The sequence below is a fragment of the Kineosporiaceae bacterium genome (assembly GCA_016713225.1).
Lineage (GTDB): Bacteria > Actinomycetota > Actinomycetes > Actinomycetales > Kineosporiaceae > JADJPO01.
Window position 1 is genome coordinate 249,798 of record JADJPO010000004.1, and the last position, 21,863, is coordinate 271,660.

Consider the following 21,863-nt stretch of genomic DNA (forward strand, 5'->3'; position numbering starts at 1 on the left):
GTCGGGGACGAGGCTCACTCCGCCGCGGCGCCGGCCAGACGCAGCGCCTCGGCGATGATCCTGTGCCGGGCCGGAGCCGCTCGGGGCGGGCGCAGCACCGGCCAGCCGTGCACGATCCGCACCAGCGCGGCGGCGCGGTGGGCATACCCCGAGCGCACCCCCACCACGTCGCACCGCTGCGGCCCCGACGGACGCGGAATCCCCGCGAGAGGCGTGGCCCGCCACTCGGGTTCGAGGCCGGCCACCAGCTGGGTGGCCCAGTCCCAGGCCTCCCAGTGGGCGAGATCGCGACCAGCCGGTGCCAGATGAGCACCCTCGAGATCGATCAGCACCGGCCCGGCCGGGCCGAGCAGCACCTGGTCCGGGGAGAAGTCCCCGTGACCGGCCACCACCGGTTCGGGTGCGGGCGGCAGCCGGTCGAGCAGTGCCACCACGACCCCGAGGCGACCGGCGGTGACCTCGTCGCGGGCGACCAGCTCGGTCACCAGGCGCCACAGTGAGGCCAGCTGGTGCCGCTGGTCGATCACCGGCCAACCCTCGGCTGCCGGCGTGCGCTGCAGCCGGGTCAGCAACCGGGCGGCCGAGTCGGTGAGCTCGGGACCGATCGGGACGCCGCGCCGTCCTGCCGTCGGCCCCGCCACGTATTCGGTGATCACCAGACCGGAGGCCGGCAGCACCGCGATCGGCCGGGGCATTCCGGCGGGTCGGGTCGGATCCCCGACCCCGAGTGGACCGGACCACAGGTGCTGCAACACCTCGAAGCCGGCGGCCGCTGCCGCACCGCGGTACCGGACGACGACCGGCACACCCGCCACCTGCGCCCGGAACACCGGCATGCCCCGGCGGTCATCGAGCACCCGGACATCCCGGGCATCCAGGCCGCCCAGCCAGAGGCCGGCCAACACCTCGCCGGCGTCGGTCGGGGGTGGGGCACAGTGCCAACCGGCCAGCGGCCGGCGCGAGGCGGATGATCCTGAGGCGGGCATGGCGGCAGCCTCGAAGAACGCCGGTTCTACCCGGCAGCCGCCCGTTGGTTCTAGAACCTCGGGTCCAGGCACTGTGAATCCTCGGTGATCATGTAATCCGTGCACATCGATATATCGGTGTGCACGGATTACATGATCACCGAGGGGAGGGATCGGGGGCGAGACGCAGGGGCAGACCGCCGTGCGGGCGCACCGTGATCAAGGCGTCCACCGTGGGTGAACTGCGGCGGGTAGGGAGTACTCGGCGGCCACGCAGCAGAACCGCGAGCAGCAACGGACCCTCGAGCCGGGCGATGTCGCGCCCGATGCACAACCGCGGGCCGAGACCGAACGGCAGGTAGTCCCCGCGGGGACGTGCCACGGTGCCGCGCTCGTCGAGGAACCGCTCGGGGTCGAACCGCTCGGGATCGGGCCAGCTCTGCGGACGGCGGTGCAGTAGCCACGGACTGATGACGATCAGGGTGCCGGCGGCCACCGGGACCCCGGCGACCTCGTCGGCCACGGCAGCTCGCCGGGTGATCAACCAGGCCGGTGGGTAGAGCCGCAACGCCTCGTCGAACACCGCGCGGGTGTAGGGCAACCGCGCCAGCCGGCCCATCGGGTCCACGATCGAGTCACCGCTCGACTCCTCGGTGGGATCGGCGGCGGCGTCCAGTTCGGCGGCGAGGCGTTCGGCCACATCCGGGTGGGTGGACAGCAGGTGCAGCGCCCAGGTCATCGCGCTGGCGACGGTCTCGTGGCCGGCGATGACCATGGTGACCAACTCGTCGCGCACCTCGGCCGGGCTCAGCACCCCGGCGTCCTGGGCGGCGAGCAGCAGGCCCAGGACGTCGTCCATCGGGGGTGCCGGCATGGCCCGGCGCTGCGCCACGATCTGGGCGCACACCTCGTCCAGCGTGGCGATCGCCCGGTGCAACCGACGGGTTCGCACCGGGTCGGCCCAGCCCGGCCGGCCGGATTGCGAACGCGCGATGACCGTCCGCAGCGCGACGTCCGCGGCGGTGGCCAACCGCTCGCCGTCCGGGCCGTCGGGACGCGCCAGGTCGGTGCCGAACAACGTCTGGCCCACCACGTCGAGCAGGGTGTGCAGCAGCGCCGAGTCGGCGTCCAGGACCTGGCCGGGCGCGGCGTCCCAGCGTCGGCGCAGCCGCTGGGCAGCCTGCGCGGTGGCCGTCGTGATGGCGGCGAAACCGGTGTGGTGAAAGGCCGGCTGGACGACGCGGCGCCGGCGCCGCCAGTCCTCCCCGTCCGCGGTGAGCAGGCCGACGCCGGTGACCGTGGTGAGCGAGCGGTACTGGATCGTGGCCTTGGTGTAGCCGCCGGGGTTGTCCTGCAGCACCCGGCGGGCGCCGTCCGGATCGTTGACCAACAGCACCGGCTGACCCGGGATCGGCAACGACACCAGGTCGCCGTGGGCCGCCGCGGCCTCGGTGAGGAACCCCACGGGATCGCGGCGGATGCGCGGCAGCGACCGCAGCAGCTGCAGCGGGGTCGGTCCGGTGGCGGTCACGGGTTCGTCCGGGTTCATCCGGGTCTGTCGCGGGCTAGAGGTACAGGCCGGTCTGGCCGTCCTCCACCCGCGGCGCGGCCACGGCGTGGATGTCGCGCTCACGCAACAGCACGTACTGGGCGCCGCCCAGTTCGACCTCGGCGCGCTCCTCGGGGTCGTAGAGCACGCGGTCGCCGATCTGCACCTGGCGAACGTGCTGCCCGACGGCCACGACGGCGGCCCAGGCCAGGCGCTTGCCGACGGCTGCGGTGGCCGGGATGACGATGCCCGCGATGGAGCGACGCTCGCCACCCTCGCCGTCGCTCGAGACCAGCACGCGGTCGTTGAGCATGCGGATCGGCAGCTTCTCGCCGGCAGCGGGGCTCATGGTCGGAACGGACGGATGCACAGCCGAAACCTACCGGCTCGACTCACTCCCCCGAACGTCGGGCGTCACGACGTCGGCGACGGCGATTGCTGGCGCGGCGGATCAGCGCGAACACGGTGATCACGCCGGCGATCGCCGCACCGGCAGCGGCCAACCGATCGGTGCGCAGGGCGCCGTCCTCGGTGTGAGTGGCCGTCGTCACGCGCTGCTTGACACCCGCCAGCGACCGCGACGCGATGGCCTGGGGCTGGGCACGCACCAGCAGTTCGTCGACGGTGGCGGCCAGATGGGCGCGGCGTTTCGCGATGACTGCCTCGAGCTCGTCCGCGCTTCCCGAGGAACCGTTCTGTTGCGTGCTCACCCGGCACCACCTCCAGCACTCACCGTAGGCGATCGCCGGGCGAGATGCGCTGCGCGAGGCTGCTCAGCTGTCGGGTCTCACCAGATGCCTCACCAGATGCCTCACCAGATGGCTCACCAGATACTGCCGATCCGGCGTCCGATCTCTTCGAGAAAGTCGCCGGCCCGAGCCATGCTCTCGGCCTCGTCGGCCGCCAAATCGCTCAGGGCGTACCAGGCGGCCACCGCCGGGGCGAGCGCCGTGACGCCCGCCGGTTCGACGCGGCCGGCGACCAGGACGACGGGGACGCCGGCCGCCGCGGCCAGCTGGACGACGCGTCCCGGCCCCTTGCCGTGGGCGGTCTGCTCGTCGACGGCGCCCTCGCCGGTGATCACGACGAGGGCATCGGCGAGCGCCTCGGGTAGGCCGGTGGCGCGCAGCACCAGGTCGGCACCAGAGGTGATGCTCGCGCCCAGCACGGCGAGCGCCGCCGCGGGCATGCCACCCCCGGCACCGCTGCCGGGGATCGCCGGATCGGTGCCCAGCACGGCAGCCAGGCGGCGCAGACCGCGTTCGAGCAGCTCGACCTGGCCGGGGGTGGCGCCCTTCTGCGGGGCGAACATCCGGGCGGCGCCGTGGGGGCCGGTCAGCGGGACGTCCACGTCGGTGGCGAACACCAGGTGGGTGGCCGGAGCGTCGCCGACCAGCTCGTCCGGCAGACCGGTCAGATCGAGGTGGTCGAGCTCGGCCAGCGCCCCGCCGCCGCGGGGCAGTGGGTGACCGGCGGCATCGAATGCCTCGGCGCCCAGGCCTCGCAGCAGCCCCAAACCCCCGTCGGTGCAATTGGTTCCACCCACCCCGACGATCACCCGGTGAGGACGGCGCGGCAACAGGGCGCGGATCGCCCGCCCGACGGGTTCGGAGGAGGCACCCAACGGGTCGACCATCCGCACGCCGCCCCGGACCAGGCCCACATACTGGGCGGACTCGAGGATCGCGGCGTCCTCGAACCAGACCACGTCGCCGCCGGGATCACTCGCTCCGGCGGCCTGGAGGAGCGCGGCAGGCTCGTGGGGAAGGCCGGCGGCGACCAGAGCTGTCAGCAGCCCGTCTCCCCCGTCCGCCACCTCGAGCACCTGCACCGGGTGAGCGCTGGTGGCGCGCAGGCCTGTGGCCAATGCCTCACCGGCCTCGCGCGAGGTGAGCGATCCCTTGAACTTGTCCAGGGCGACGACGAGGTGGGGCATCCGGGCATCGTCCGGCCTCGCCGGGCGGGGAGCAAGATTAGAGTGCAGGCGTGCCTCAACTGACTGCGGGATCGCCCGCCCCCGACTTCACCTTGACCGCCGCCGACGGTTCGCACGTGACACTGTCCGATCTGCGCGGACGCCATGTGATCGTGTACTTCTACCCGGCCGCGATGACCCCGGGATGCACCAAGCAAGCCTGCGACTTCCGCGACAGCCTGGCGTCGCTCGCAGCGTCCGGCTATGCGGTGCTGGGCATCTCACCCGACCAGCCCGCGAAGCTGGCCAGATTCGTCGAGCGCGATCAGTTGACGTTCCCGCTGCTGTCCGACCCGGACAAGGAGGTCATGCAGGCCTGGGGGGCGTGGGGCGAGAAGACGCTCTACGGCAAGAAGGTCACCGGCGTGATCCGCTCGACGATCGTGATCGACCCGGACGGCGTGGTGCAGCTCGCGAAGTACAACGTGAAGGCGACCGGCCACGTGGCCTCGCTGCGTAAGGCGTTGGGGGTTTGACCCGGATCTGACACCCTGGTTCCACGCGGGAGTGGTGTAACTGGCAGCCACGCAGGATTTAGGTTCCTGTGCCTTCGGGCGTGCGGGTTCGAGTCCCGCCTTCCGCACCAGGCCCGTCGCGCTTGCGCGGCGGGACAGGAGCGGATGGCGGTGACGACGGGAGAGGCCGCAGCGCAGCGAGGCCACGGCTCCCGCCTTCCGCACACCGCTCACCCGGACACGTTTGAGGTCGCCGCCTCAGGACGCGCCGCGGACAGCCTGCCCGCTCAGGTTGCCCTGCACGTCGTCCTCGGACTGATCGAGGAGCTGGAGGTCTTCCGTGGCGAGGGCGAGGTCGTCCCGTCGCCGATCGAGATCGACCCCACGCAGATCGTCACCGAGTGACAGCCGACCCGGGTCTTGAGGTGGATTCGGCGCCACCTCCTGCCGACAAGTGAGTGGGGTGCCCTCACCCCAGAGCCGGCTCTGTCCGGATCTCGCGGATCGTCAGGAGTTGTCGATGCTGTTGGGCCGCAAGATCGCCATCTCTGGTTTCGTGGCCGTCCTGGTCGCCTCGACGGCGGTGGGTGGCGCCGCGGTCTGGCAGGCATCGTCCTTCAGCGACTCGGCCCGGATCGCCGTGGCGAGCGCCGCCGACCGGGATCTGGACCACATCACGAAGGGCGCGCGTGACCTCGTCCAGGCCCAGAACGACGCCGTCCAGCTCAAGGTGGACGGCGACCTGAAGGTGGCGCACGACGTCCTGGCGCGGTCCGGACCTCCGTCGTTCGGACCGTCGCAGCGATGGGCTGCGACGGATCAGATCTCCAAGCAGGTGCGCTCGGTCAGCCTGCCCCGGATGCGCTTCGGGTCGACCGAGCTGGGCCAGAACAGCAGCCCGCGCACCGCAACACCGATCGTGGACCGGGTCAAGACCCTGGTGGGCGGTGCGGCGACGGTGTTCCAGCGCATGAACGCGCGCGGCGACATGTTGCGGGTCGCGACCAACGTGATCACCACGAAGGGCGAGCGCGCGATCGGCACGTTCATCCCCGCCACCACGGCTGCGGGAACGCCGAACCCCGTGATCGCCGCCCTGCTGGCCGGCAAGACCTACCGAGGATCGGCGTTCGTGGTCGATGCCTGGTACGTCGCCGCCTATGAGCCCATCACGAACGGGAAGGGGGAGGTCGTGGGCGCCCTGTTCGTCGGGCAGCGGCAGGAGTCGGTGCAGTCTCTGCGGAAGGCCTTGACGGAGACCAGGGTGGGTGAGCGCGGGTTCGTCACGGTTCTGGCCGGTACCGGGGACGACGCCGGCCAGTGGGTGATGAGTCACAGCGGCGACCGCGACGGCCAGGCCGGCGAGCAGGAGCGGGACGCTGCCGGCCGGCCCTATGTCGCCGACATCCTCGCCGCAGCCCAGAAGCTCACGGCTGACCAGGTCACGACCGTGCACTACCTGATCACGACGGACCAGGGAGTCGAGCCGGCGACCGCCCGGATCACCTACTACGCACCCTGGGACTGGGTCATCGTGGCCAACGCTCTCGACCAGGACTTCACGGCGGGGCTCAACGCCGAACTCGCGACCGAGCAGCGCCGTATGTTCGTCGCCATCGGCATCGCAGCCCTGATCATCGCCGCCCTGGGCGCCTTGGGTGCCCGGGCGTTCGCCTCGCGGATCACCGCAGGGTTGGGCCGGGTGACCCGAGCGCTGCACTCGCTGGCCGCTCGCGATGTCACCACCCAACTCGAGGTCACCGGGACCGACGAGATCTCCGTCATGACCGGTGCCCTCAACGAGGCCGCCACGGGGATGCGCGCAGCAGTCACCTCGATGAGCAGCAGCACCGTGGTGCTGCAGCAGGCATCACGTGATCTGACCGACGTGTCGAGCCAGGTCGGCGCCGGTGCCGACCTGACGGCGACCCAATCTCGCGAAGCCGCGGCCGGCACCGCAGAACTCGCCGGCACGGTCTCGGCCGTTGCCACGGCTGCCGAGCGGATGACCTCGGCCATCGCCGAGATCGGCCGCAGCACTGACGAGGCGGCCGCCGTCGCGACCCAGGCGGTGACCACCGCGGTCGCCACCAACCAGTGCGTCTCGGCCCTCGGTGACAGCTCCGCCCAGATCGGCGAGGTGGTCAAGGTGATCACCGGGATTGCGGAACAAACCAATCTCTTGGCGCTCAACGCCACGATCGAGGCCGCCCGCGCCGGCGAATCGGGCAAGGGTTTCGCCGTCGTGGCCACCGAGGTGAAGGAGCTCGCCCACCAGACGGCCCAGGCCACCGAGAACATCGAACAGCAGATTGGCGCGCTGCAGACGGACTCCCTGGCGGCCGTCACGGCGATCACCGAGATCGTCGGCGTGATCACCCGGATCAGCGACCACCTCGCCTCGATCGCCGCCGCCGTCCAGGAACAGACGGCGACCACCCGCGAGCTGAACGAGCAGGTCGGTCAGGCAGCGGGTCTGGGTCGCTCCATTGCCGGCAGCCTCGAGACGGTTGCCGCCACGACAGACGAGGCCCGGCAGGCAGCCCGCACCGCCAGCGAGACGGCAGGCACCCTTGCCGAGGCCGCCAGCGGACTGCGGTCGACCGTCGACTCCTTCACGTTGACGTCGGACTGACGTCGCCTCGAGTGGGGACGAGTGCGCTCAGCCGACGGACTGCGTGGCGGCGTGGTCGTGGGCGCCGTGCGGCTCGATGTGGGTCTGCGCGTCGCATTCGGGCAGGGCCTCGGCCAGGGCTCGTTCGACCTCGTCGGCCAGCAGGTGACCGCGCACCACGGTCCAGTCCCCCGGCACGAGCACGGTCAGCGAGATGAACCGGTTGCGACCGGAGGCCCGGGTGCGCAAGCCGGCGAACGCGACATCGGCGGTGCGGTAGCGATCCAGCACCGATTCGATCGCCGCCAGGTCCTCGGCGGGCAGTGCGGCGTCCAGCAATGAGGTCACCGACTCCGAGACCAGCTTGTAGCCGGTGAACAGGATGTTCAGGCCCACCAGGATGGCCACGATCGGGTCGAGCCGCCCCCACCCGGTGACGACGACCAGCATCACCCCGACGATCACGCCGACCGAGGTCCAGACGTCGGTGAGCAGGTGCTTGCCGTCGGCCTCCAGCGCGGCCGACCGATGCGCCCGCCCGGCACGGAGCAGCATCACGCCGACGACGCCGTTGATCACCGAGGCGACCGTCGAGATCACCAGGCCCAGGCCCAGGCTCTCGAGCTCTTGGGGGCGCATCAGCCGATCGGCTGCCGCGAGCAGGATCAACGCCGCCGCCACGAAGATCATGACGCCTTCGACGCCCGCCGAGAAGTACTCCGCTTTCCCGTGGCCGAAGTGGTGGTTGTCGTCCGCCGGACGCGCCGCCACCCGCAGCGCGGTCAACGCCACGACGGCCGCCACCAGGTTCACCCCGGACTCGGCGGCGTCCGAGAGCAACCCCACCGAGCCGGTGATCAGATACGCGCCGGACTTCAACGCGATGGTGAGCACCGCCGCGGCGATCGACCACCAGGCGAATCGGGTGAGCCGCACCGCCCCCTCGACCTCGTCGGGACCACCTGTCACTGCCGCGCCACGCACTGCCCCGCCACCCTCACCGAACGACACCGTCACCGAACCGAGACCTCGATCGAGTGCCACCCCGTCGCTCCGTCCGGGGCCACGGGAGCCTCCTCGCCAGTTTGCACCTGCCCGGTGGCGTCGATGGCCCGCACGGTCAACCGGTGGTCACCGGGGGTTGCATCCCAGGTGAACGCCCACTGCCGCCAGGTGTCGACCCCGGGGACGGCCCCCAGCCGGGCCGGCTGCCACGCGCCGTCGTCGACACGCACCTCCACCCCGCGGATGCCGACGTGCGGCGACCAGGCCACCCCGCCGACGGCGATCCGGCCCGCCGTCAAGCGCGCACCGCCACGGGGGGCATCGATCCGTGAGGACAGTTTCACCGGGCCGTGATCGGACCAGCCCCGCGTCGACCAGAACGCCTTGGCCTTGTCGAACCGGGTGACCTCGAGGTCGACCACCCACTTGGTCGCCGAGACGAACCCGTAGAGGCCGGGCACCACCATGCGCACCGGGAAGCCGTTGCGCTGTGGCAGCACCTCACGGTTCATGCCGATCGCGAACAGGGCGTCCCGTGAGTCGGTCAGCACCTCCAGCGGGGTGGACGCCGTCCAGCCGTCGAAGCTCTTGGAGAGCACCATGTCGGCCTCGGGGCTCGGCCCGGCCTCGGCGAGGATCGGAGCGATCCGGGTGCCGAGCCAGGCCGCGTTGCCCAGCAGGTCACCGCCGACCTCGTTGGACACACACGACAGGGTGATGTCGCGCTCGATCAGTGGTCGGGCGAGCAGCTGGGCATAGGTCAGGGTGATCTCACGCTCGACCATGCCGTGGATACGCAGGCTCCACCGCGCGGCGTCCAGACGAGGCAGCCCCCGGGTGGTGTCGATCTGGAAGAACTCCTCGTTCGGCACTCGAAACGGGCTGACCCCCGGGACACCGACCTCGACACCTTCGGGAAGCGTCGACGCGGCACTCGACGCCGGCGAGGGCAGCGCACTCTCGCTCGGGGGCGTGGCCCCACTCGGGACCCCGGCCCCGACACCGGGGGAACCACTGTCCGGGCCGGCGGAACATGCCCCGAGCGTGAGAGCGCCACCCAATCCCAGTCCGGCGCCGAGCAGTGCGCGCCGGCGAGGCTCCCGCGGTTCGGTCACGATGTCTCAGACCAGCTCTCGCACAGAGGCCACCAATGCCCGGAAGGCCTCGCCACGGTGGCTGATCGCGTCCTTCTCGGCCGGCGCCATCTCGGCCGAGGTACGCGTGCCGCCGTCCGGAACGAAGATCGGATCGTAGCCGAACCCGTTCTCGCCCAAGGGTTTGCGGTTGAGTCGCCCACGCATTTGACCTTCCACCACCCGCTCGGTGCCGTCCGGCAACGCCAACGCCGCAGCGCAGGCGAAGTGCGCGCCACGGTGCTCGTCGCCGACATCGGACAGTTGGGCGAGCAACAACTCGAGGTTCGCGACGTCATCACCGTGCCGGCCCGACCATCGTGCGCTGAACACCCCTGGAGCGCCACCCAGAACATCGACACACAAACCGGAGTCGTCGGCCACGGCGGCCAGACCGGTGGCTCGTGCCACCGCATGGGCCTTGAGCAGGGCGTTGGCGGCAAAGGTCACCCCGGTCTCGGGCACCTCCGCCACCTCGGGGAAGGCCGACATGTCGAGCACCTCGACCTCCAGCCCCGCCTCGACCAGGATCCGGCGCAACTCGGCCACCTTGTGCAGGTTGTGGGTGGCCAACACGATGCGCCGTCCGACCACGCTCATCGATCGAGCGCCTCACGCTGCAGCCTGGTGAGTTCGGCACAGCCACCCAGGGCCAGGTCGAGCAGGGCATCGAGTTCGGCGCGGTCGAACGGCGCGCCCTCGGCGGTGCCCTGCACCTCGACGAACGTGCCGGCACCGGTGGCGACCACGTTCATGTCGGTCTCGGCGCGCACGTCCTCCTCGTAACACAGGTCGAGCACCGGAACCCCGCCCACGACGCCCACGCTGACCGCGGCCACCGACCCGATCAGCGGCGTCGCGCCGGCCTTCACGATGCCCTTGCCCTTGGCCCAGGAGATGGCATCGGCGAGGGCGACGAACGCACCCGTGATGGCAGCAGTGCGGGTTCCGCCGTCCGCCTGCAGCACATCGCAGTCGAGCTTGATGACGTTCTCGCCCAACGCCTTGGTGTCGACCACGGCCCGCAACGAGCGGCCGATCAGGCGCGAGATCTCGTGGGTGCGCCCGCCGATCCTGCCGCGCACCGACTCACGGTCGCCGCGGGTGTTGGTGGCTCGGGGCAGCATCGCGTACTCGGCGGTCACCCAGCCCTTGCCCTTACCCTTCAGCCACCGCGGCACACCCTCTTCGAAGCTCGCGGCGCACAGCACCCGGGTACGGCCGAACTCGACCAGCACGCTGCCCTCGGCATGGTCGAGCCAGTTGCGGGTGATGGTCACCGGACGGAGCTGATCAGGGGTGCGACCGTCGGCGCGCGCGCCGGGCCGAGCATCGGAGGTTGCAGGATTCGCCATGACGGCGAGCCTATGCGACACCCCCGACAACACCCGCACCCCGCACGAATACCCCCGATACTCACCGCGCGTGGGCGGTTGTCCACCGTGCCCCGCCACCGTGCCCTGTCTCGGGACCGATGTGCACGGATTGCATGATCACCAAGGAATTGTGCACGGATTGCATGATCACCGAGGAGTGTGGCGGGGGGACTCACACGAGGGCTATGGCAGGTCGACGACCTTCCCCGGTTTGGCGACGTCCACCGGGCCCGAGAACACCTCGCGCGCCTCGGCGGCCACGACCTCCGGATCGGTCCAGATCGGCTGGTGGGTCAGCAGCAGCGCCTTGGCGCCGGCCTCTCGCGCGGTCTCGCCCGCACGCCGCCCGGTGAGGTGGATCCCGCGCTCGTGGTCTCGTCCCTCGACGAACGAGGCCTCGGCCAGCAGCAGGTCGGCGCCGGCCGACAACTCGGTCAACGCCTCACAGGCATCGGTGTCGCCGCTGTAGGTCAGCACCGCGCCACCCGCCTCGACCCGCAGCCCGAACGCCTCGATCGGGTGCTGTACCCGCCGCGGGGTGATGGTGAACGGCCCGATCGTCACCGGCTCACCCTCGACGAGGGTGTAGCCGTCGTAGGTCAGCGACAGCGAACCCTTCTCGTGCTTGCCGTAGGCCCGCTCCAGCCGACGCAGCGTACCGGCGGGGCCGTACACCGGCATCCGGTGCGCCCGGGTGCCCTCGGGGTGGTAGCGGAAGGCCACGTACAGCCCGCACAGGTCCAGGCAGTGGTCGGGGTGCAGGTGAGAGAGCACCACCGCATCCAGGTCGTCCAGAGCGATGTAGCTCTGCAGCGGGCCGAGCGCCCCGTTGCCGAAGTCGAGGGCGACCCGCCAGCGCAGCCCGCGGTCGTCGTCCGCCTCGATCAGATAGCAGGACGCCGCCGAGCCCGGTGCGGGGAAGGACCCCGAACACCCCACGATGGTCAGCCGCATCCCGGTGATCGACTCGCTCACGCGAACACCCCCACCTGCTCGACCACCGCCACCTCCGGCCCGAGAAAGCGCCGTGCCAGCCGGGCGAAGGGTTCCGCCGGGCCGGTTGCCAGGAAGCGGTGCACCGGTTCGGGCGCTGCGACGTCCCGTGCGAGGCCTTCGGCCATCAGCGTGCGGTAGACGTCCTTGGCGGTCTCCTCTGCACTGGAGACGAGCGTGACGTCATTGCCCATGACATAGGAGATCACGCCGGTGAGCAGCGGGTAATGGGTACAGCCCAACACCAGGGTGTCGACCCCGGCCTCACGTACCGGATCGAGGTACTCGTGTGCCACCGCCAGCAGCTCCTCCCCCGCGGTCACTCCAGCCTCGACGAACTCGACGAACCGCGGGCAGGCCCGCGTGGTCAACTGCAGGTGCGGCGCGGCGGCGAAGGCGTCCTCGTAGGCCCGGCTGGTGATGGTGGCCCGGGTGCCGATCACGCCCACCGCCCCGCTGCGGCTGGCTGCCACCGCGCGGCGTACCGCCGGCGCGATCACCTCGATCACCGGCACGGCGTACCGCTCGCGGGCATCGCGCAGGGTGGCCGCGCTGGCCGAGTTGCAGGCGATCACCAGCATCTTGACCCCGACCTCGACCAGGTGGTCCATCACATCGAGGGCATGGGCTCTCACCTGGGCGATCGGCAGTGGCCCGTAGGGACCGTGGGCGGTGTCGCCGACGTAGAGCACCCCCTCGTGCGGCAACTGGTCCAGGACGGCGCGCGCCACGGTGAGCCCACCCACCCCCGAGTCGAGGATGCCGATCGGGGCATCGGCGCGATCAGCCTGCACGGGGACGAGCGTAATGGGCGCTGCACCGGTGCGGCTCACAACAGCGGGGTTCGCGGGCGTGGCCAGGTAGACCGGCGGGCACCAGGACGGCGGCCACGACGTTGACCACCGGCGCCTGGTTCGGGCGGAACAGGTTCGAGAAGATCCACACCGGCAGGGTCTGCAGCCCGGCGCTGATCGTGAACTGGGTGACCACGATCTCGTCGAAGCTCAACCCAGGGAGCGGCGAGGGACGAAGGTCTGCAGCAGGTTCGCGCCCAGGTCGGCGGACGCCTCCTCGAGGGTGGTACCGGTACGCCGCAGCCGGGCCGCCGTTGTTGTAGGGCCCCCGACCGTCAGGGAAGCCCAGCGGGATGCCCCCGCGGCGAACGCCGAGTTCAGCGGCCGGTCACGATGCCGGGCAACGCGTCGGCAGCACCACCAGCGGTGGACCGTCCCGGGCCCGAACCACGAGTACGGGGGCGGCCATGGTTCCCAGCACCAAGGCCGGGCGCCGGGCGGGGGGCCCGCACGCCCTCGTTGGCCGCGGCCCGCGACCACCACTGCAGCGTGAGACCGCGTGGCGGCCAACCGAAGACCTTCGAGGGATTGAAGGCATTGATCAGGACGACGAGCAGCGGCAAGTAGATCACCGCGAGTCCGGCCACGGTGGCCGCCAGCACCAGGGATCGCGCCCTGGACGAGAAGATCACAGGTTCTCCAGGGCGCCAGTGCGACGGACCAGGGCGAGATAGAGCAGGACGGCGGCCACCGGGAACATGGCGGTCGCAGCCGCGAACGGCAGGTTGCCGGCCACCCCGATGTTGTCGTAGATCACGTTGGCGATCATCTGGGTGCTGCCGCCCACGATCTTGACGGTGATGTAGTCGCCCAGGGTGAGCGAGAAGGTGAAGATCGACCCCGCCACGATCGAGGGGAACAGCAAGGGCAGCACCACCGAGCGCAGGGTTCTGCCGGCCTGCGCCCCCAGGTCGGAGGATGCCTCGAGCAGAGCCCGGGATCCGTTCCAACCCGGTCACCACCGGCAGCACCATGTACGGCAACCACAGGTAGGCCAGCGTCATGGTGGTGGCCACCACGCCGAACCCCGGCCCGTGGCCGCCGAGCGGATGCAGCATCCAGTTCAGGACGCCGTCCTGGGCCAGCATCGTGCGCCAGGCGTAGGCCTTGACCAGATAGCTGGCCCACAGTGGCGTGATGACCAGCGCCAACAGCAACCGGCGGGCCCGAACCCCGGCCAGCTTGGCGATGTAGAACGCCATCGGCAGCGCGATCAGGGCATCGATGACCGTGACCGCCACCGCGATCCCCAGCGTGCGCAGCGCCACCACCCGGTAGACCGGCGTCCGGACCAACTCGACGAAGTTCGCCAGCGAGAACGAGCGATCCAGGACGGCGGCGAAGCCGCTGGTGTCCAGGCGCCAGAACGCGGTGACGAACATGACCGCGAGCGAGCCGAGATAGACCACCACCAGCCAGAGCATGGGCACCGACAGCAAGCCCGCCAGCCGCAGCCGCGCCGGTGCAGGACGGCGGACACTCGGGCGGCGGCTGACACGTGCTGGGCCTGCTGGGGTGCTGGGTCACGTCAGCCCTGGCGTCCAGGCCTGGGTCCACTGGGGAGTCCTGCAGAGGGGGGCGTCGCCACAGGCCTTCACCGGGGTGGTCCAGTACGCGATCTTGTCGGCGTAGGCCGCGTCGGTGGCGTGGTAGGTGGCGCAGTGGGCCTTGTCGGCGGTCTGGTCACACGCCTTCTGGTTGGCCGGCGCCTCACCGAACCATTCGGCCACCTGGGCGTTTGCCGTCGGGCCGGCGATCCAGTTCATCCACTGGTACATGCAGTTCGGGTGGGCGGCCTTGGCCGAGACCATCCAGGTGTCCGACCAGCCGGTGGCCCCCTCACTCGGCACCGAGGCGGCGATCTTCACCTTCTTGTTGGCGGTGACCAGGTTGGCGATCACCTGCCACGAGGTGGTCAGCACGGTGTTGCCGGACTCGATCGAGCTGGTCGCCTTGGTGTAGTCCGACCAGTACTCCCCGACAATGCCGCGCTGGGTCTTCAGCAGGTCGACCGCGGCGGTGAACTGGGCGTCGTCCAGCTCATAGGGATTCGTGATCTTCAGTTCGGGCTTGGTGGCCTTCAGGTAGAGCGCCGCGTCGGCGATGTAGATCGGCGAGTCGTAGGCCGACACCTTGCCCTTGTACGGCGAGTTGGCATCGAACACCGCGCCCCACGAGGTGGGCGGGGTCTTCACCACGTCGGTGTTGTAGAGCAGCACGTTGGCGCCCCAGCCGTGCGGGATGCCGTACATGGTGCCGTTCACCGAGTTCCACGGCCGGTCCTTCAGGAACGGGGAGATGTCGGCGTAGGCCGGCACCAGCGCGGTGTTCACCGGCGCGACGTCCCCGCCGTAGATCAGGCGCAGCGTGGCATCACCCGAGGCCGAGACGCCGTCGTACTGGCCCGACTTCATCAGGGTGACCATCTCGTCGGAGGTGTTGCCCACCTTGACGTTGACCTTGCACCCGGTGGACTTCTCGAACGGGTGCACCCAGTCGACCTTGGGGTCGTTGGTGCCGTCCTCGGCGTACCCGGCCCAGGCGATGAGGTTCAGCGCGCCCTCACCCGTGCCGAGCGCAGCCAACTGCTCCACCTTGGGCGGCGCCGGCTGGGCGCTGCCGTTCGCGGCACCGGAGGTGGCAGTGGTCGAGCCGTCCGAACCACCGCAGCCGGCCAGGGCCAGCACTGCCACGGACAGGCTCGCGACCAGCGCGAAGGGGCGACGTCGCATCGTTGTTCTCCTCGGTTCGGGTGAAGCGGGGTCGGATGGATCGGGTTCGGATGGATCGGGGTCGGTTACGGGGGTCAGGAACGCGCCGGGATCCGGACGGCGTCCGACCGGTTCCAGGCCAAGCGGACGGCGCGACCACGCAGCGCGCTGACGCCGTCCGACCCGGTGCGCTGGTTCTGCTGCTGGACGACGAGGTCCTCCCCGGCGTCCAGGCGCACCAGCACCCGGGTGATCGCACCGGCGTACACCGCTTCTCGCACCGTGGCCGGGGCACTGGTCTCACCCTCGCGAGCGAGCTCGCCGTCCTCGAGCAGGCGCAGCTTCTCGGGCCGGATGGTGAAGGTGCCCCGCTCGCCAGCAGCTCTGGCGGCGTCGGGGTGCAGCAGGTTCGAGGTGCCCACGAACGAGGCCACGAACTCACTCGCCGGGCGCTCGTAGACCTCGCCGGGAGTGCCGACCTGCTCGATCCGGCCGCGGTCGAAGACCACGATCCGGTCCGACATGGTCAGGGCCTCCTCCTGATCGTGGGTGACGAAGACGAAGGTGATCCCGACCTCGCGCTGGATCGCCTTGAGCTCGATCTGCATCTGCTCGCGCAGCTTGAGGTCCAAGGCCCCCAGCGGCTCGTCGAGCAGCAGCACGGTGGGTCGGTTGACCAGCGCCCGGGCGAGCGCCACCCGCTGCCGTTGCCCCCCGGACAGCTGCGCCGGCGAGCGCTTCTCGAGCCCCTCCAACCGGACGGCGGCCAGCGCCGCCAGCGCCCGCTCACGGGCCTGCGCGGCCGGCACCTTCTTCACCATGAGCCCGTACTCGACGTTGCGTAGCACGTTGAGGTGCGGGAACAGCGCATAGTCCTGGAACACGGTGTTGACGTCGCGTTCGAACGGCGCCAGCGCGGTGACGTCGCGCCCGCGCAGGTGGATGCTGCCGGCACTGGGCTGTTCGAAGCCGGCGATCATGCGCAGCACGGTGGTCTTGCCCGACCCGGACGGCCCCAGCAGGGTGACGAACTCGCCATCGGCGATGTCGAGGTCGATGCCGTCGACCGCGACCACCCGGTCGAGAGCGCGCCCGGCGCCGCGACCGGCGAACTCCTTGCGCAGGCCGCGCAGGCTGACCGAAGCCTGCTTGCTCTCGCTCACTCACGTCTCCCTGGGCCGGGGGTATCGCCGCAAGGTACACGGGGTGATGCCGACCTCGACAAGGAACGATTCGGTTACGACCCGCCCGGACGATCCGATCTTCGGCGTTCAGCGCAGCGCCGCGATCAGGGCCTCCTGCCACCAGGTGAGCTCCTCGTAGAGGGCGCTGAGCGACAGCCAGTGCTGCTCGGGCTCGGGCAACGCCGCCAGGCCGGCCACCTCGGCGCGCACCTGCAGCAGGGCGACGTGCGCGTGCAGCGCCTCGGCGTCCTCGTCGGTGCGCAGACCGATCCGGTCGGCCAAGACCAACCGGACGTCGGTCAGCGCCTTGAGCAGATCGTTCGCCTCGTCCGGCTCGAGCACCACCGGCGCCTCGCGCCGCAGCGCGAGGGCGGCCCGACCCAACCCGGTCTGCTTGCGTTCGCGCAGGGTGTGCTCGGTGAGTCGGCGATAGCTCTGGGCCAGCTCGGGATCGTCGCGGTGGCCGTCCGGCAGCAATCGGGCGACCGCCGGGTCGGCGGGTGGGTCGACCTGCAGCTCGGCCTCGAGCCGCAGCCAGTCCAGGTCGCCGGACGAACCGCCGCCCCCCGGTTCGCGGACGCCGTCCGGCTCGGTCGGGTCGAGCAGCCGCACCACGTCGTCCATCACCTCGGCCACCAGACGGCGCGAGGCGGCGTCCAGGTGCACCTGCACCGCACCCGGCCGATCGGCGGGCTCGAACGGTGCATCGGCCGGGTGTGACATCAGGTGTCCTTGGAGAAGGTGGCCCACAGGCCGTACTCGTGCATGGCCTGGGTGTCGCGCTCCATCTCGTCGCGGGTGCCGTGGCTGACGGCGGCCTTCCCCTTGGTGTGAACGTCCATCATCAGCCGGGTGGCCTTGGCCTTCGGGTAGCCGAAGTAGGTCTGGAAGACGTGGGTGACGTAGGACATCAGGTTCACCGGGTCGTTCCACACCAGCGTGACCCAGCCCGGATCGACCTCGACCGACTCGTCGGTCTCGGGTCGTTCGACCTCGACCGGGGCCACACTCACGCGGTCCACTGTAGAACGAGCGCGGGGGGACGCTTGCGCGCAGGCCTGCCCTGCCGGCGCGATCACTCGAGGCCCGCCACAACCGACGTGGGGCACGCCAGCCCTGTGGCCACCCCGCGGGCCGGGGGGGGGGGGGGGGGGGGGGGGGGGGGCCCCCCCCCCGGGGGGGGGGGCGGGGGCGTCAGTGGGCTCGCCTCGCCCTGCCCCGCGAGATTCGGGCCTGGATGCACGAATGGGGACCTCGGCAATCAGGCCGGGCATTGGACGCGAACCTACCGATCCCCTCTTGTATTCGTACATATGTTCGATTAGACTAGGTCCATGTCCGTGATGGAGGCCTGCTTCGCCGAGTCGGGTGATCCCGACGAGGTCGCTGCGCTGCGCGCGGAGTGCGCCCTGTTGCGGGCGCGGGACGGTGAGCTGCGGACGGCGTGTGGTCGCCTGGAGCGACGCGTGAACCGGTTGAGTGAGGAACAGGACTGGGCCACCCGACGGATCGCCCGTCTCACCGACCGGTGTACCCACCTGGCCGGGCTGGTGCCGGTGGCGGCCCTGACCACACTGCCTGCCGGGAACGCACCAGAGGACCAGACCGCATCGGACGAGGAGCGATCGCCGGCGATCGTTGGGGGGCGGGGGGGGCGAGGGGGGGCTGGGCGGAGGGTGAGCGCCGTCGGTGAGCCAGGCCCGGAGGGGTTGGTCGCGGCCCTGGCCGGTGACGGTGGTGCCCGCCTGGCGGCAGCGGTACAGACCGCGGTCGGTGACCTGGCCGCCCTGTCGACCCCCGACCCGGATGCCGGCGTCGAGTTGGGGTGCCTGGCCGATCTGCCCGACCGCACCGTCGCCGACCTGGCCGCCGCGGGGTGCCGGGTGGCCACCTGGGCGAAACTCGCCGCCACCGTCGCTGCCGAAGAACTCGTCACCCGGTGGGAGAACGGCGCCGCCGACGAGCAGGCCAGCCCGGTGAACGCGCAACCCGTCTTCCCCGACCACGACCTGGGCTACCGCGCCGCCATCGCCGAAACCGCCACCACCTGCGTCCTCGCCGAGTCCACCCTCGCCGCCCGGGTGGACACCCTGCGCGAACTACCGTCCCGCCTGCCCGGGCTGTGGCACCTGCTGGCCACCGGGGAGGTCGACATCGACACCGCCCGCCTGGTCCAGGCCAAGACCCGCCACCTACCCGGCGAGGTGCTGGGGCGGCTGGAGCCGCAGCTGCTGGTCAAGGTGGTCGCCCTGACCTACGGTCAACTCGCGGCCTGGCTCGACCGCATCGTCGCGAAGGCTGACCCACGGGACCTGGCCGAACAGATCGCCGACAACATCGAACGCCGCCGGGTCGCGTTCCGCACCGCCGGCCCGGGGACCGGGCGGATGACGTTGACCGCCTCCGTCGCCGACATCGAAGCCATCCAGATGACCCTGCTCGCCCACGCCTCCGCCGGCGACGACCCCGACCAGCCCCGACCCACCGCCGCCATCCGCGCCGACATCATCACCGACCTCATCACCGGCACCCACACCGGCACCGGCGCTGGCACCGGGAGCGCATCCACCGAACCTGCAACCCAGCCAGAGCCAGAGCCGCAGACCGAGTCCCCCGCCGACGCAGCCGCCGACGATGACGCCCAGGCGAAGGCCCAGGCCGAGGCGAAGGCCCAGCCCGACGCAAACGCCGAGACGCAGGCAGACGCCGCATCCCCGTCCGGCGCCGAGGCCGAGGCCCACGACGACACCCCCGACATCCACACCGGCACCGGCCCACCCGGCTGCCGACCACCCCAACCCTTCACACCCGACGCCCTCGCATCCCTACCCGGACCCCGCGTCCACATCACCGTGCCCCTGTCCGCCGTCCTCGGCGGCGACGGCATCGGCGAAGCCAACGACTACGGACCACTCACCGCCGACGCCATCCGCGAACTGCTCGCCGGACTCCACCGCATGGGGGTCACCGCCACCTGGCGGTGCCTCATCACCGACGACACCCCCGGCTCACCCACCCACGGCACCATCCTCGGCATCGGCAAGGCACCCCACACCCTGGTCCGCACCGCCACCGGACTCCTGCGCGAACTCGTCCAAGCCCGGGAGCAGTGCTGCACGTTCCCCGGCTGCCGACGCCGGGCGGTGACCTGCGAGGTCGACCACCGGACCCCGCACAGCGACGGTGGACCGACCTGCGAGTGCAACCTGCACCCACTCTGCAAGCACCACCACCGACTCCGGGAACGAGGGTTCACCCCGACCCTGATCGACCCCGGCACCGGACTACCCATCACCCAATGGGTCACCCCCACCGGCAGGACCATCCGGACCGAGAGCGAACACCCACCCTTCTGAGCGTTCTGATGAGCTCAGACCCGATGGGCGGTGACCAGCAGGTACTCCCAGTCCATGACCAGGGGTCCGCCGTCGCCGACATCGCTCGTGCGGGCCAACTCGATCAGGGCCTCGTCCAGCTCGGCCAGCCGAGCCGGATCGTCGGCCAGGCCCCGCCGGGCCGCCACGATCGGGCCGTACCGGGCGGCGAAGAAGTCGCGGAAGTCCTCGGGCGCCTCGAACCGGTCGACCCGCAGCGAGGCGCGGGTGGCCGAGAACCGGGCGACCCGATCACCGAACAGTCCCCGGACGTGGTCCGGGTCGCCCCACAAGGGAGCCGGCCGCGCGTTCGCGGGTGGCGCGGGCAGGAACGGCTTGACGGCCGCCAACATTCGCCCGATGAAACCCTGTGGGGTCCAGTTGATCAGCCCCACGACACCGCCCGGCCGGGCCACGCGCACCAACTCGTCGGCACTGGCCTGGTGGTCGGGAGTGAACATCACTCCGACACACGACATCACGACGTCGAACTCGGCCTCGCCGAAGGGCAGCGCTTCGGCGTCCGCCTCGCGCCAGTCGACGTCGACCCCTCGGGCGGCGGCGAGCCGGCGTCCTGCGTCGAACAGCTCGGGGGTCAGGTCACTTGCCACGACACGTGCCCCGACCTCGGCCGCCGGAACCGCGGCGTTTCCTGAGCCTGCAGCCACGTCCAGCACCCGCTGGTCCGGGACGACGCCGCACGCCTGCACCAGACGATGCCCCAGGGCGGGGATGACCTGCTCGGCCACGGCCGGGTAGTCGCCGAGTGCCCACATGGCACGCTGGCGCTGCTTCAGCGTCATCGGAGCACTGGACGCGATGTTGGTGGTGGTGCTCATGGTGTCTCTCCTGTCGGGTGGACTCGCCGCCTCTCGCGGCCTGTCTCGACTTTCGCGCTGGCGCCGGCCGCGGCCCCAGTGCAGGCTCTGTACTGACCCGATACCGGATCTGTACCTGTGGGGTGAGGCGCATGCCCGGTGGATACGGCCAGTTCTGCCCCGTGGCCAAGGCGATGGAGTTGCTCGACGAACGCTGGACGATGCTCGTCGTCCGCGAGCTGATGATGGGCAGCCGCCATTTCAACGACCTGCGGCGCGGCGTTCCGCGGATGTCGCCCACGCTGCTGTCCAAACGGCTGCAGACCCTGGTCCGCGCCGGGGTGGTCGAACGGTGGGTGGACGGCCCGAAGGTGAGTTACCGGCTGACCGAGGCCGGTCGCGAACTCGAGCCGATCGTGCAGGCACTCGGCGCCTGGGGGGTGCGCTGGGTCGGTGAGCTCGGCGAGGCCGACCTCGACCCGCACCTGCTGATGTGGGACATCCATCGCAGCGTGCACACCGAGGTGGTGCCTCCCGGGCGCACCGTGCTGCGCTTCCATTTCACCGATATCCCTGCCGGGCAACGGGATTGGTGGATCGTGATCACCGGCGACGAGGTCGACGTGTGCGATGTCGACCCCGGGTTCGACGTCCGGGTGACGGTCGAGTCGACGCTGCGCGCCCTCACCGAGGTCTGGCGCGGGGACAGCTCCTGGCAGCAGGCGGTGCGTTCGGGCGCTCTGGCGCTACACGGCGAGGCGCAGGCCCGACGGGCATTCCCGCAGTGGCTGAAGTTGTCGAGCACGGCGGCGGTACCCCGACCGGCGGTGGCCCGCTGACGGACAACGCGGCCGCAG

Annotated in this window: 23 protein-coding genes, 1 tRNA gene and 1 pseudogene; 6 read left to right on the forward strand and 19 right to left on the reverse strand. The window is 70.9% G+C overall.

Features of this window, described 5'->3' with window-relative positions:
* Window positions 1-14 precede the first annotated feature (14 nt).
* The 5 genes from IPK24_17655 to IPK24_17675 all read right to left on the reverse strand — a co-directional run bounded on the left by IPK24_17655 (window position 15) and on the right by IPK24_17675 (window position 4,450).
* Window positions 15-986, reverse strand: a complete 972-nt coding sequence (locus tag IPK24_17655; GenBank protein MBK8077341.1) for an aminoglycoside phosphotransferase family protein — start codon at window positions 984-986, stop codon at window positions 15-17.
* A 136-nt stretch (window positions 987-1,122) separates the two neighbouring features.
* Complete coding sequence (locus IPK24_17660) at window positions 1,123-2,496, reverse strand: cytochrome P450 (GenBank protein ID MBK8077342.1); 1,374 nt, start codon at window positions 2,494-2,496, stop codon at window positions 1,123-1,125.
* Between the two features lie 34 nt (window positions 2,497-2,530).
* Complete coding sequence (locus IPK24_17665; protein MBK8077343.1) at window positions 2,531-2,863, reverse strand: co-chaperone GroES; 333 nt, start codon at window positions 2,861-2,863, stop codon at window positions 2,531-2,533.
* A gap of 43 nt (window positions 2,864-2,906) precedes the next feature.
* Window positions 2,907-3,224 (reverse strand): DUF3618 domain-containing protein, encoded by a 318-nt coding sequence (locus tag IPK24_17670; GenBank protein MBK8077344.1) that lies wholly within the window; start codon window positions 3,222-3,224, stop codon window positions 2,907-2,909.
* Between the two features lie 113 nt (window positions 3,225-3,337).
* Complete coding sequence (locus IPK24_17675) at window positions 3,338-4,450, reverse strand: glycerate kinase (GenBank protein ID MBK8077345.1); 1,113 nt, start codon at window positions 4,448-4,450, stop codon at window positions 3,338-3,340.
* Between the two features lie 50 nt (window positions 4,451-4,500).
* Here IPK24_17675 and bcp point away from each other — a divergent pair, with 50 nt between their 5' ends.
* The 4 genes from bcp to IPK24_17695 all read left to right on the forward strand — a co-directional run bounded on the left by bcp (window position 4,501) and on the right by IPK24_17695 (window position 7,579).
* Window positions 4,501-4,965 carry a thioredoxin-dependent thiol peroxidase gene (gene bcp / locus IPK24_17680; GenBank protein MBK8077346.1) on the forward strand — a complete coding sequence of 155 codons (465 nt, stop codon included), beginning with the start codon at window positions 4,501-4,503 and terminating at the stop codon, window positions 4,963-4,965.
* A 25-nt stretch (window positions 4,966-4,990) separates the two neighbouring features.
* Window positions 4,991-5,075 (forward strand) — tRNA-Leu (locus IPK24_17685).
* A gap of 40 nt (window positions 5,076-5,115) precedes the next feature.
* Window positions 5,116-5,349 (forward strand): hypothetical protein, encoded by a 234-nt coding sequence (locus tag IPK24_17690; GenBank protein MBK8077347.1) that lies wholly within the window; start codon window positions 5,116-5,118, stop codon window positions 5,347-5,349.
* A 115-nt stretch (window positions 5,350-5,464) separates the two neighbouring features.
* Window positions 5,465-7,579 (forward strand): methyl-accepting chemotaxis protein, encoded by a 2,115-nt coding sequence (locus tag IPK24_17695; GenBank protein MBK8077348.1) that lies wholly within the window; start codon window positions 5,465-5,467, stop codon window positions 7,577-7,579.
* Between the two features lie 27 nt (window positions 7,580-7,606).
* On the opposite strand, the gene IPK24_17700 is transcribed toward IPK24_17695, so the two are convergent.
* From IPK24_17700 to clpS, 13 genes and pseudogenes are all read right to left on the reverse strand, one after another.
* Window positions 7,607-8,527 (reverse strand): cation transporter, encoded by a 921-nt coding sequence (locus tag IPK24_17700; GenBank protein ID MBK8077349.1) that lies wholly within the window; start codon window positions 8,525-8,527, stop codon window positions 7,607-7,609.
* 44 nt (window positions 8,528-8,571) lie between these two features.
* Window positions 8,572-9,681, reverse strand: a complete 1,110-nt coding sequence (locus IPK24_17705; GenBank protein MBK8077350.1) for a molybdopterin-dependent oxidoreductase — start codon at window positions 9,679-9,681, stop codon at window positions 8,572-8,574.
* A 3-nt stretch (window positions 9,682-9,684) separates the two neighbouring features.
* Window positions 9,685-10,296 (reverse strand): RdgB/HAM1 family non-canonical purine NTP pyrophosphatase, encoded by a 612-nt coding sequence (gene rdgB, locus IPK24_17710; protein ID MBK8077351.1) that lies wholly within the window; start codon window positions 10,294-10,296, stop codon window positions 9,685-9,687.
* Window positions 10,293-11,051, reverse strand: coding sequence for a ribonuclease PH (gene rph / locus IPK24_17715; GenBank protein MBK8077352.1), 759 nt, complete (start codon window positions 11,049-11,051; stop codon window positions 10,293-10,295). The genes rdgB and rph overlap by 4 nt, the downstream gene beginning before the upstream one ends.
* Window positions 11,052-11,255: 204 nt before the next feature.
* Entirely contained in the window at window positions 11,256-12,026 is a 771-nt protein-coding gene (locus IPK24_17720; protein MBK8077353.1) for an MBL fold metallo-hydrolase, read from the reverse strand.
* A gap of 17 nt (window positions 12,027-12,043) precedes the next feature.
* Entirely contained in the window at window positions 12,044-12,874 is an 831-nt protein-coding gene (locus tag IPK24_17725; GenBank protein MBK8077354.1) for a glutamate racemase, read from the reverse strand.
* Entirely contained in the window at window positions 12,849-13,073 is a 225-nt protein-coding gene (locus IPK24_17730; protein ID MBK8077355.1) for a hypothetical protein, read from the reverse strand. Before IPK24_17730 ends, IPK24_17725 begins: the two co-directional genes overlap by 26 nt.
* 163 nt (window positions 13,074-13,236) lie before the next feature.
* Window positions 13,237-13,551 carry a hypothetical protein gene (locus IPK24_17735; protein ID MBK8077356.1) on the reverse strand — a complete coding sequence of 105 codons (315 nt, stop codon included), beginning with the start codon at window positions 13,549-13,551 and terminating at the stop codon, window positions 13,237-13,239.
* Window positions 13,548-14,343: pseudogene (locus IPK24_17740) on the reverse strand (ABC transporter permease). Before IPK24_17740 ends, IPK24_17735 begins: the two are co-directional and overlap by 4 nt.
* Window positions 14,344-14,442: 99 nt before the next feature.
* A complete protein-coding gene (locus IPK24_17745; GenBank protein ID MBK8077357.1) occupies window positions 14,443-15,651 on the reverse strand; it encodes an ABC transporter substrate-binding protein in 1,209 nt (402 codons plus the stop codon).
* Window positions 15,652-15,725: 74 nt separating this feature from the next.
* Entirely contained in the window at window positions 15,726-16,793 is a 1,068-nt protein-coding gene (locus IPK24_17750; protein MBK8077358.1) for an ABC transporter ATP-binding protein, read from the reverse strand.
* Window positions 16,794-16,901: 108 nt separating this feature from the next.
* Entirely contained in the window at window positions 16,902-17,537 is a 636-nt protein-coding gene (locus IPK24_17755) for a DUF2017 family protein (GenBank protein ID MBK8077359.1), read from the reverse strand.
* On the reverse strand, window positions 17,537-17,827 hold the full coding sequence (gene clpS / locus IPK24_17760; GenBank protein ID MBK8077360.1) for an ATP-dependent Clp protease adapter ClpS: 291 nt from the start codon (window positions 17,825-17,827) through the stop codon (window positions 17,537-17,539). The genes IPK24_17755 and clpS overlap by 1 nt, the downstream gene beginning before the upstream one ends.
* A 321-nt stretch (window positions 17,828-18,148) precedes the next feature.
* Here clpS and IPK24_17765 point away from each other — a divergent pair, with 321 nt between their 5' ends.
* Window positions 18,149-20,170, forward strand: coding sequence for a hypothetical protein (locus IPK24_17765; protein MBK8077361.1), 2,022 nt, complete (start codon window positions 18,149-18,151; stop codon window positions 20,168-20,170).
* Between the two features lie 14 nt (window positions 20,171-20,184).
* Here the strand turns inward: IPK24_17765 and IPK24_17770 are convergent, their stop codons facing one another.
* Complete coding sequence (locus IPK24_17770; protein MBK8077362.1) at window positions 20,185-21,027, reverse strand: class I SAM-dependent methyltransferase; 843 nt, start codon at window positions 21,025-21,027, stop codon at window positions 20,185-20,187.
* A gap of 131 nt (window positions 21,028-21,158) precedes the next feature.
* Between IPK24_17770 and IPK24_17775 the strand changes: the two genes are divergently transcribed.
* The gene (locus tag IPK24_17775) at window positions 21,159-21,845 is read left to right on the forward strand and encodes a helix-turn-helix transcriptional regulator (protein MBK8077363.1); all 687 of its coding nucleotides are present in this window, start codon (window positions 21,159-21,161) and stop codon (window positions 21,843-21,845) included.
* Window positions 21,846-21,863: the final 18 nt, after the last annotated feature.